This window comes from Acinetobacter lactucae, from assembly GCF_013344765.1.
In the GTDB taxonomy this organism is placed as follows: domain Bacteria; phylum Pseudomonadota; class Gammaproteobacteria; order Pseudomonadales; family Moraxellaceae; genus Acinetobacter; species Acinetobacter lactucae_A.
Map to the genome: position 1 here is coordinate 1 of NZ_JABVBF010000110.1, position 11,742 is coordinate 11,742.

The window sequence follows — 11,742 nt, forward strand, 5'->3', positions numbered from 1 at the left end:
CCGTAGGTGTTGATATTTTTGCTGCATTGCCAGCTGATTTTAACGTGCCATTTTTTTCATCAAAACGGAATAAACTAATATTATTACTGTAAACATTGGTTACATATAGATATTTACCCGATGCATCGAATGAGAAAGCACGTGGTTCAATACCATTCGCTTTATAAACAGCTGGTTTACTGAGCAATCCATTCTGTTGGATTTTAAATACTAAAAGTTTGTTGTCTGCACCTCGATTGGCAGCAATCACATATTTACCATTTGGACTGAGGATAATTCCACTCGCGCTCTTGAATTCAGGTGTTTTGTCTTCGTGCACCAGTTTTAGCTCAACCACTTTTTTCAAATGGCCATCCTGCACGTTAAATGTCACAATTTCACTTCGCATTTCTGCGGTAACATACGCTTGTTTACCATTTGGTGAAAAGACCATATGGCGCGGGCCAGAACCACGGGTAAAAGTTACATCTCTGCTACTATCCGCCTCAAGTGGTTGAGGCTTGTTCGGGTTATAATGAAACGCATAAACTTTGTCATTGCCAAGATCACTAGCATACAAATACTTACCGTCTGGGCTGAAAGTTGTCGAATGTGCATGACCACTATCTTGGCGGCCTTTGACGTGTCCTGAACCTTCTTCAAAAACAATATTTTGTACTTTTTCACCCAAATGGCCGTTTGGCAAAATTGGTAAAACAGCCACACCACCACGACCTTTATCAAATGCTGAGTAGTTCGATACAAACAGGAATTTACCATCTAAACTGATCGATGCGTGCGTTGGATGCCCGCCATGGCTATCCACTGTGTTCAATACTTCAACCTTTCCATTTTGAATTGATAATGCAGTCACTGCTCCTTCATTTTCTTCATTCGTGGTATATGCAAAACGGCCATCTTTCGATTTCACAATCCAAGAAGGACTTTTCATTTTCAACACATTAACTGATGTTAAAGTTCCATCGCTATTTACTTGAAGCTGGTATAAACCTTCACTGGCTTGTTTTGGTTTTTGCACAAGTGGTGCATTTGGAATCGATGTCCATGTTCCCACTAAAGCAATTTGTTGTTGTGCGGCATTTACGGTGGAGCCCCATCCAAATGACAAAAGCGTCAATGACAATGTTGCTGTTAACTTTTGAATTAGCCCACGATATTTAATATTCGTATCGTTTTCCTTGCCATATTTAATTTCAACACAAGTATTTATTTTCACTGCTATATCCTTGAAAAAACCACCTTATTTGCACTTATCAACAAGGTCTTATCAATTTAATTTCATTTAATGATTCTGAAAGCTAATTTATAAAAGAGCAATTTTCAAGTGAATTTTCTTTAATCAGAACCCATTCAGGATTTGAGCACTTTTAAGGGAAGCGATATTTATTTGATCACTATCCAGCTTTTTTTAAACTTTATGAAGGTGTTATTAAAATAAAAGCCCACTTAAAAGTGAGCTTTTATTTATTATGATTGAAACCAATCAAGACATTCTCAATACTAACGTTCTTTTCTAATACTTAACTTCCATCTACTAGAAACGCCAGTTGTAGAAAAGATCGATCGCTCTTTCTAAAGATTGACTCGCTTCAAGGTATAAACGGCGATTCATTTGATAACGTAATGTGAGTTTATTTACAGGAGTAAACACCCCAACACCATAACGAATAAACAGATCAGGTGTGATATAACCCGTTAAACTCACTTGCGTATCTTCACCTGTACCTTGTGCATCTAAAGCTAGGCCGCTCAAACCAAACGTACGTCCAATCTGGTTAGTTAAAGCTCGTGTGCCGCCCAAGCCCATACTAATACCAGCAGCAGCAATGGTGTTGTTTACATCAGATTTAAAACCTTCTGCATTACTCAGACCACTCGAACCTTCATTAATACGTCCAGTAACAAGCGCATTTAATGCTTCTTGCTCAGATAGACCTGCATCATTATAGACTTGAATGTTTGGCGATGTCGCAGTACCTGTAACACGTACACCAACCATACTACCTTGAACATTTTTATTGGCATCAATATCTAAAGTCGGGTTAGCCAATGGACCATTAAAACGGGCAATTGCTCGATTCAAGTCTAGACTTTGTCCATAGGCTTCGATTTTCACTTTTTGACTAACACCAATTGCCCCGTTAGCTCGCATTGCAGTCTCATAGCCACGTTGGCTTAAGTTTAGACGACCAACTAATGGAATATTACTGTTAAAGCCTTGGAAGATAACTTGTTTTCCAATATTAACAGCAATATCAGCACGAATGTCCCAAGGTTTAGCAGCCCTTAAAATTGCAAGTGGATCTTGGCCTTGGCGCACAATACGAACATCTGAGGAGGTATTAATCACTGGAGCAGATGTTTCTGGCATTGAAATACGTGCGCGAGGAACATCTACTGATCCTTTTAAGCTTAAACGTTTATCGAAAGGATACATATCGAGGGTCAGATTCGGATTGGCAATTGCGGTAATTAATGGAGCTTGACGCACTAATAAATTATCACCTTTAAGATTTAATTGAAGGCGTGGCGCATCTTTCCATTCAAAACTCCCCTTAAGTAACCCTACACCTTGTCCACTATTAAATGCTCCATCAATGGTTGCCATATCTTGGCGAATTGAAGAATACACCTGAACGTTGGTTAAATTCACAGGCAGAGAAATCATACTGATTGCGCCATTTTTCAGACGCATTTCACCAGTAAACTGGGGTTGAGTTAATGTACCGTTAACTTTACCTGCCAAAGCTAAAGTCCCACTCATTGAACGGACATCTTGAATAAACGGTTTTAAGACTTTTAATTGAACATCATTAAAGGCCACCTCACCATGCATTGGCATTGATGACTGGAATGGATTGATAATAACGTTTGCATAACCCGTACCAATATCAGGTGTTTTAACATCAACACGAAATAACAGCCCCTCTGATACACTTTTTGCAATCACTCCCAGCTCATCATAAGCCAACGTAGTTGCAGGATCTTGTGGATCTTCAGCAGCTAAACCGATTTCGCCTTTACGCGTAATTAAACGTGCGTCAAGTTTTGGATTACTTCCATTTACCCATGATGCCTTAGCGTAACCATTTAACTGTCCAGTCATTGCTAAGCCTTCTGGCATAAATGCCGCGAAGTCACTTAAGTCCATATTTTGAGTTACAAACGAAATATTACCTCGCGCTTTACTCACTCTTACAGGCTGATCAAAACAGAGCTGACTATTGGTACTTTGCCAGCAATGTTGACCTACATATAACTCGGATCTCGCAGAAGAAAAAATTACCGGAGCATTTTGATTTTGTGCCAGACGGATACGTCGTGAATCAAAACTTCCTTTCTGAATTTGTCCTAACCAATCATTTTTTTGGTTAAATCCACCTGCCAACTGAACATAGAACTTCGAAATTTTATTATTACCAAGTACTTTCAATAAATGTGCTTTTCTTGTTCCCGTCAAATTCACTTCTGCAGACTGGATTTCTCTATTTCCGCTACGTAAATTATCTAATTTTGCGGTTAATTGAGTCGGTGTTATCTCTGATGTTGGAAGTTCACCTTGAATACTTAATCTCTTCACGCTCACTAAAGTATTAAAAGCAAAATTATCTACTGCAATATTTGCTGTTGCTTTTAAACGTGGCTGTGATTGGACATTAAGATTACCATAAGCTCGACCACGTAACCCAGGATATAATTCGTAGAGTGCTGGTGCATTCAGCTTAATTTTTAGATTTTGTGCATTACCTGTAGCTTGTAGCTGGTTCTGCCCATACACTAAAAATAAGTTATTTGCTTCAAACTGCTGAGGTAAAAAGCCATTTTGGTTGGAATCCATCAATAAAGATAAATTACCCTTACCTCGAACAGGTTTATTATTCAAAAAGCCAGCAAGATTCAATTGTTGAATATTAATTCGCTTCAAGTTATCAGACCAAACCCCTTGGGTTTTCAAATTCCCTGAAATTTCCCCTTTAACAGTTGACGCAAAATATTGAGGTTTAAAGCGTACTAATGAACTATTAATATCCCATGCAATGCGGTCTTTTAAATTTACAGAACCAGTAGCATAGATTTTCCCAGCCACGCCATCGTGTTGTAATTGGCTAATTCGAATAAAATCTGGTGTACCCGCTATAGAAAACTTCAACAAACCATTCGCCTGTTTTAAGGCTTTTAAAGACCCATCATAATTAACTGCAAAGCCTTTAAAGCCCCCACCAGCTTTTACGTCATGAAATAATAGGGCTGCTGTACTTTTTCCGCCTAAACTTACAGTTTCTTGACCAGCTTGAGCCAATCGACCCGTTAAATCAATTTTCTCAAATTGAATAATTTGCTGATTTGGTTTAGCAAAACCATTTGCCTTAATCGAACCGTTTAATAGGTTTACTGGTGCTGCTGCATGAATACTTTGTGGATTAAAATCTTTCGCATTTAATAATGCATTCCAAGCCAGCTGACGTTTTTCAGTAGGTAATAAAACTTTAGCTTGACCCGTTAAGCTACCTTTTTCAGCAGCAAAACTAAAATTAGGAACATTTAAGATATTATCTTTAACATTGAGATTGGCTAGATATTGTCCTGCTGGCAATAAAGCTTTTTCATGCTGATATACTTTTGTAGCAACCTTAATATCTTGTTGACCATCACGTAATGTTAAGTCGACTTGACCATTGTCACTACTTAACCATCCAATATAAGGCATTGCACGGTCTATATTCGCCCATGCCACATTCATGAGCATTGGCTGAGGTTTATTATTTTTTTCAGGTGCCTGATTAAGTTTGAGTTTCCAAGACTCATAACGATCAAAGTCAATATTAGCAAATACTTCTGTACCTTTTTCTAAAGAACCAGTTGAAGCAATAGCAGCATCTAAACTTGGTGGTAAAAAGTCTTGTACAACTTGAGGAATTGCTTTGTCTTTAGGATTAATACGATCTAAACGACCTTTGATGTCCCAACTAACATGATCTTTCCAATTCACCAGACCTTTAAGATTAACGGCACCTTTCATAACTTGGCCGTTAAAGTCAGTAATATTAAGCTGATGAACCAAATCAGTATTCATCAAAGCGTTGTACTGACCTTCAGGTAAATTCTCACCTTTTAAATCTGTATCAAGTGCCAAATTAAGTTGTTTAATATCACCTTGAAACTTGATCACACCATTTTTGGCAAAGAGTTTTTGGTCTTCTAACAAAGGTAAATGATAGTTTTTTAATAATAATTCCCCTTGCATTGGAACTTCATCGCGAACAGGATGCAATGTTACCCAACCTGTTAATAGATCAGGAGTTGTGGTTGCAACGCCAGCTTTTATGGTATCTAAACTTCCCCGAGCAGCAACTTTAATATTTTGAATATTTAAACTTTTTAAAGACGGGATTCTTAAATCTGCTGTGGCATTTAATGGATATTTACCACTAAAGTCCATTTTACCTGTCGCGTTATGGACTGAAAGATACCCCATATCCATACTAGATTTTTCAAATTCTAGCTTGGTCTCTGACCAGAGTGCATCTTGCAAGTGAACATCATGGAAACTTACATTCGAGCTCGACATTTTAAGCTCTAAATGATCGACATCTGCTTCATCTATGCGTAAAACAAATGGCAATTTGATTGGTTTAAATTCAAACGGCTTACCAGAAGGCGGAGTTTTATTAATAATACGTAAGTTGCGTACATCAGCATGGCTCAAATGCACTTCTTTTTCTAATAATAAAGAGCGCCATCCTAAGCCTACATCAGCTCGATCTAATGAAACATCAACATCTTTTAATTGCACCAACACATTTTTGAGAATAATACCACGCAGTAAGTTACCGCCTTCATATTCATATTTAATTATTTTCTGAGCCTCTAAAACCCGATCTAATAAAAAACGGCTGCCACGATCTGTCGACATCATAATGACCAATGAAGAAGCCAGTAATAACAATATGATTAATATCGTCAGCAAGAAGCTGCGTAAAATGCGACGCTTCTTCTTAGGAGAGCTAGGTGCCGAAGTGGGCTGTTGTTCTGCTTCCGCCATAAAATAAACCTAATAAAATTTTATTTTTAAAGTTGTGGGCCTATAAAGAAATGTAACCGAATCGGATGGTTTTCATCTGAAATACCCGAAGCAACATCTAAACGGATTGGTCCGATTGGAGACTTCCAGCGAATTCCAACCCCAACGCTATAAGCTGCTGGATTACTAAAGTCTTTATCGTAAGCATTACCAAAGTCAGAGAAAATAGCTGCTCGCCATCCATCTTTGAACTGATAGTTATATTCCAAAGAACCTACAGCTAAAGCTTGACCTCCAATTTTATATCCATCTACTTCTGGAGAAAGACTTTTATAATCAAATCCACGAATTGTTTGGTCACCACCCGTAAAGAATCTAAGATTGTACGGAACTTTGTCAAAGTCATCGGTAAAAATATAGCTAAGGTCAGATCTTCCAACGAACTGGTGATCATCATTTTTACCTAGAGAATAAATAAATCTCCAACCAGCACTTGCAATTGCCATATTGGCATCGGACAGTAAACTCTCGCTACCTAATTCCACTTTATAGGTTTGTTTAAAAGCCTTAGTTGGGTTCAAACGTGTATTACTAGAAGTTTTTGATGTTTCATAACTAAATAATAATGCTTCTTGCTCTGATGCAGCCGTTTTAAACGCGTCTGGTAATTCCGAAATATCAACATCACCTTTTTGAGTCAGGCGGTCTAAACGATAGCGGACACCAATAGTATGTTGCCAGTTTCCTAATGGACGTTTGATTACACGTTCACCACCAACAACCGCCGATTCAGTTAACAAACTTACATCTGGACCAATATCATCACGTGTTTCACGTTCATAACCACCCACAATATTAAAATAGTCATTTAACGGGTGTTTATAAGGAATACTATATCGCCCATCTATCGATTGACGAATTTCTGAAACCTCTAAGTTGGCATCAAAAGAGTGACCGTATTTATTTACAATAGCGCGGCGATACTGACTACGTAACCGTGCACCCGTATCGGTACCGTAACCAATACCTGTTTCTAGACTATTTAGCTTATCTGCATTTAAAGTCACAATAACTGGAATTTTTTTTGTTTCTCTTGCTTGAGCTTGTAACCGGTCCTGTTCATTTTCTTGTTCATCTTGTTGAACCGCGGCACTTTTCAATATTGCTGTTTGAGGCTCTGCCTCTTTTGAATTTTGTGTTCCAGCAAACTGTTTTTCATCTACTACGTTTTGCGTAACCTCTTTATTTGAGGTCGCTAATTGACGCGCTTTCGCAAGTTGTCGTTGTTCAGGTGAAAGTAGATCAGACTCATCAACATCAATGTTTTGCTCATCGACCAAAGCTTGTAAATCTGGTGGTAGCTCAAGTTGCTTTTCAATTGGATCTGGTTTTATAGAGTCGACCAATGTGTAATTAAAATAACGCGAGTTAGTTAAGTTATTCGCTAACACATTTACACGCCAGAAGGCATAATCATCACCCTCTTTCCAAGGCGCCATACTTTGTAAAATATTTAAGTTCAATGGCAAAGGTTTCGATGGATCACTCATACGAAACTCAACCTTATCTAATTTATAGCGCTCACCTGTCTCGTAGCGTAAATTGATATCGGCCTTATTCTCGGGTTGACTTACTTTTACATCGTGCAATCGCCAATAGGCATCAAAATAACCATTATCAGACGCTGCATCAACAATACGGCTTTTAGTGGTTTCATATAAACCGTGGTTAAAAATATCGCCCACATCTTGATCAGGGACTAAACGAATAACCTGAAATTGCGGCTGCTTTTCACCTGGACCTGTAAATTCAATATTTTGCTCATTAATCCGTACCGGTTCATTTGGCGTAACTCGGACACGTACCTTACTCGGACTTAACTTTTCAAATCGGAATTCAGCATTATAATAACCAACCGCTTGAGCAGCCTGATTACTTAATGTTCTGAGTTGAGGTAAAGCAGCATTGAAGTCTTCAAATGACTCTTGGGTAAATGTTGATAACTTACCTCTAATATTTTTAGCCAACACATCTGAAGCACCTTCTACATCGGCACTAATACGCGGCACTTGTTCCATTGGAATTGCACGCGGCGGACGTACTTTATTCAAAATACGCTTAAAGAAGCCAGCTTGCTCAGGTGGTTCTTCGACCTCAGGCGTTAATTCAGGCAGTGTTTTTCCAGTTTCATTGGCTTCGACTACAATCTTGCTATCAGATTGAATCTCTTGCATAAGCTGGTCAATATTTACAGGTGCTTGTTTAATTTCCTGTATTTCGGACTGCGTTGCATCGCTTACAGTAACTTCAGGTTGCTTTTGATTCCCATTTTGAAAGTTCTGCGCTTCATTTTTAGCTTCTTCCGCTACCCTATAAATTTCATTTGCCATGTTTTGATCAACAGGCATATCGGGTAAATCTTCCAGATTATCAAGCGTAATTGGCTTAAATTCATCAATTTGATTTGGAAATTGTTCTTGTTGTTGCAATATAGCCAAGCTATCTTGTTGCTGCTGAGCTTGAGTCACAAGTGTAGCGATATCTGTCACTGGAACAGTATATTGCTGATTAACCTGAGCTGATTGCTCAGTTGACTCCTCAGATACAGATTGGTTTAAACTTGATGAACTATTCTCAACAGAAGTTTGAGCAAAACTTGGCGTTACACAAACGCTTAACAACAAGCTGCTACAAATAAGTTTAGGAATGCCCTGCATTTTTAAAATTAAATGCATAGAATGAGAGAGAGTTGACTGTTTAAACTTAATTTTAGAAGGCATAGAAAACTCTAGACTTATTTTTTAATAAAACGCACCAATGTGAGTGTAAAACTCACTCAAAACCATTGATTTTTCATTTAATCAAGCGTTAAAAATATCATACATGGTTTTCAATGCAAATTAACACTCGGTCACATTTTTTTATAAAACACAATGAAGTTTGCACATGATGAAACAAGATGAGCACCTGATGACCTCACGTCGGTTTGTACCGATGTTTTTTACCCAGTTTTTTGGCGCATTAAATGATAATGTTTTTAAGCAATCTTTATTATTGGTGATTACTTATGGATGGATTCAGCAACAATCTGCTCCAGTAAGTACACTTAATAATTTGGCAGCCCTCTTATTTATTTTGCCCTATTTCTTTTTTTCGGCAACTGCTGGGCAAATTGCCGATAAATATGAGCGCTCTCAACTCGTGCGTGGCATTAAAATTTTAGAAATCATCATTATGCTCATCGGTACTGCGGGTTTCTTGTTAGGAAACTTATGGCTACTTCTTCTGGCTTTATTTTTGATGGGTACACATTCAACATTCTTCGGCCCAATTAAATACGCAATTTTGCCTGAAATCTTAAAACCGAACGAACTCATGTCGGGTAATGCACTATTTCAATCTGGTACATCCATGGCGATCTTGTTCGGAATGATCTTAGGTGGTGCCGTAATTGCCTCATCAGATGGAAATTTATTGTGGATTAGTATCACCGTTGTGGCTATTGCTTGCATAGGCTATTTATTTAGTCGCTTCATTTTACCGCAAAAAGTTGCTGCACCTGACTTAAATATTGACTGGAATTTTATCCGTACAAGTTTCCAAACCATTAAATATGCCAAAAGCTTACCGTTAGTATTCACAATTTTGCTAGGCAACTCATGGTACTGGTTTTATGGAGCGACTTATTTAACTCAAATTCCGCAGCTTACTCAACAGAACCTTCATGCCTCAGAAAATGTTGTTAGCCTGTTACTGACTTTCTTTTCAGTCGGTATTGGGGTGGGTTCTCTTCTTTGCCGCAAAATCGGTGGTTCAGAAATTAATATTAAAATGGTGCCAATTGGTGCAATTGGCCTTACTGTTTTTGCACTCTACCTTGCTGCCAGTTTAGCTTTTGTACCCGAAAGAACTGGGGCATTACTGACTTTAAAAGATATTTTCACCCAAGGCTGGGTTTACTATCATGTCATGATTTCTGTGACTTTATTGGGTATCAGTGGCGGTTTTTATATTGTTCCTTTATATGCCATGATGCAGGCTTACTCACCACGCTCCCATCGTGCTCGAGTTGTTGCCGCGAATAATATATTAAATGCCGTTTTTATGGTTTCTTCTGCAATTTTTTCAATCTTAATCTTAAGTGTTTTAAAAATTGATATTAAAATACTATTTATTATTACAGCTGTACTTAGTGCAATCTTTAGTATCTGGCTTCTTGCTCGACTAAAACCAATGCTTGCCACAGCCCACCTTTCTTTAGAGGACTAGTTTATGCGCCACTATACTGGAATTGATCAACTTATTAACTCCTTTGATCAGGCATTACGTAGTCTTGTTCCGGGTGCAACAGCAGCACAGCGTCAAAATCCCGCGGAAACAGTAGAAACAAAACTTGGTGTAGAAGATGCTCGCCATGTCGCAGGCTTAATGCGTGTTAACCACAGTGGTGAAGTGTGTGCTCAAGCACTTTACCATGGGCAAGCATTAACGGCGAAATTGCCAAATGTACGCCAAGAAATGCAACAAGCTGCGATTGAAGAACAAGACCATTTGGCTTGGTGTGAAGATCGTTTAAAAGAGCTAAATAGTCATACAAGTTTGTTAAATCCAATTTGGTATGGCCTTTCGTATGGCATGGGTGCCCTTGCTGGCATTGCTGGTGATAAATATAGCTTAGGTTTTGTAGCTGAAACTGAGCGTCAGGTAAGCCTACATTTGCAAGACCATTTAAACCAGTTACCTGCTCAAGATGAACGCTCTCGTAAAATTTTAGAGCAGATGAATGAAGATGAATTGCATCATCGCCATACTGCGCTTGAAGCAGGTGGTGTTGAATTACCCTATGCGGTAAAAATCACGATGACTGCAATTTCAAAGTTAATGACAAAAACTAGTTATTATCTTTAAAAAACAAAGGATTGATCGCATTGAGATCAATCCTTTTTTAAAATATTATTTTAAACCGTGATCATATTTGAAACGTTCGATATCTCGAATAGAGTTCCAATAGTTGCGATTAATGCGGTCGCGATCAATTTGTAATTCTCTTAATAGCTTACGATAACGGTCGCGCTCTTCTGGCTTTAATTTTTCGTTGTAGGCATTATCAGAATATTGTTTAAACTTTTCGTCATAACGGTCATATTCAGCTTTTGCATTGTAGTAATCGGAAGCTGCTTGATAATAAGGTCTTAAACGATTGCGCTGCTCAATTGGACACACATTAATATTGCCATTACCCTCTAAAGCGTTATAAAAAATGTTCGCTGGCTGACAATAGTACCCTAGACCTTCTTTATATCCACGTTCATATGACTTTTGATCAGGAACAATATTGGCTTTTCCGCACGCTTTGTAATATTGATCTAAACGTGGTGACAAACCTTTTGAACCATCTTTTTCACCTACTGATGACCAGTTTGCAGTTTTACATTCTTCTACGCTCATTGCAGCGCAACCTGAAAGGCTGATTGCTAGAATAGCTAAACAGATATTTTTCATATTAAGAGAACTCAAAAAATAATTAAAAAAAACGCAAAATATAAAATTCCAGTAAATACATTATAAACGTCTCACTCTATTCAAGACTTTAAAAATGAGTTTCAGACTGGATAAGAGTTAAGTTTAAATTAATTTGATCATGTCACCAAATTAAGTATTTTAACTTTTAGCTTTTCAATTAAAAAAACAAATCAGAAGAAACTTCATGACTCTTCGAT

Annotated in this window: 6 protein-coding genes; 2 read left to right on the plus strand and 4 right to left on the minus strand. The window is 38.0% G+C overall.

Features of this window, described 5'->3' with window-relative positions:
* The 3 genes from HUN22_RS11660 to HUN22_RS11670 form a co-directional block, all read right to left on the minus strand.
* The coding region (locus tag HUN22_RS11660; RefSeq protein ID WP_174729437.1) for a lactonase family protein at positions 1–1,216 on the minus strand (1,216 nt) is incomplete at its 3' end.
* 318 nt (positions 1,217–1,534) lie between these two features.
* Positions 1,535–6,043 carry a translocation/assembly module TamB domain-containing protein gene (locus tag HUN22_RS11665; protein WP_174729452.1) on the minus strand — a complete coding sequence of 1,503 codons (4,509 nt, stop codon included), beginning with the start codon at positions 6,041–6,043 and terminating at the stop codon, positions 1,535–1,537.
* A gap of 26 nt (positions 6,044–6,069) precedes the next feature.
* Positions 6,070–8,802 carry an autotransporter assembly complex protein TamA gene (locus HUN22_RS11670; protein WP_174729457.1) on the minus strand — a complete coding sequence of 911 codons (2,733 nt, stop codon included), beginning with the start codon at positions 8,800–8,802 and terminating at the stop codon, positions 6,070–6,072.
* A gap of 166 nt (positions 8,803–8,968) precedes the next feature.
* Between HUN22_RS11670 and HUN22_RS11675 the strand changes: the two genes are divergently transcribed.
* The gene (locus tag HUN22_RS11675) at positions 8,969–10,291 is read left to right on the plus strand and encodes an MFS transporter (RefSeq protein WP_174729463.1); all 1,323 of its coding nucleotides are present in this window, start codon (positions 8,969–8,971) and stop codon (positions 10,289–10,291) included.
* Positions 10,292–10,294: 3 nt separating this feature from the next.
* Positions 10,295–10,930 (plus strand): 2-polyprenyl-3-methyl-6-methoxy-1,4-benzoquinone monooxygenase, encoded by a 636-nt coding sequence (coq7, locus tag HUN22_RS11680; protein ID WP_002119684.1) that lies wholly within the window; start codon positions 10,295–10,297, stop codon positions 10,928–10,930.
* Between the two features lie 45 nt (positions 10,931–10,975).
* Here the strand turns inward: coq7 and HUN22_RS11685 are convergent, their stop codons facing one another.
* Positions 10,976–11,524, minus strand: a complete 549-nt coding sequence (locus HUN22_RS11685) for a DUF2799 domain-containing protein (protein ID WP_174729467.1) — start codon at positions 11,522–11,524, stop codon at positions 10,976–10,978.
* Between the last annotated feature and the right edge of the window lie 218 nt (positions 11,525–11,742).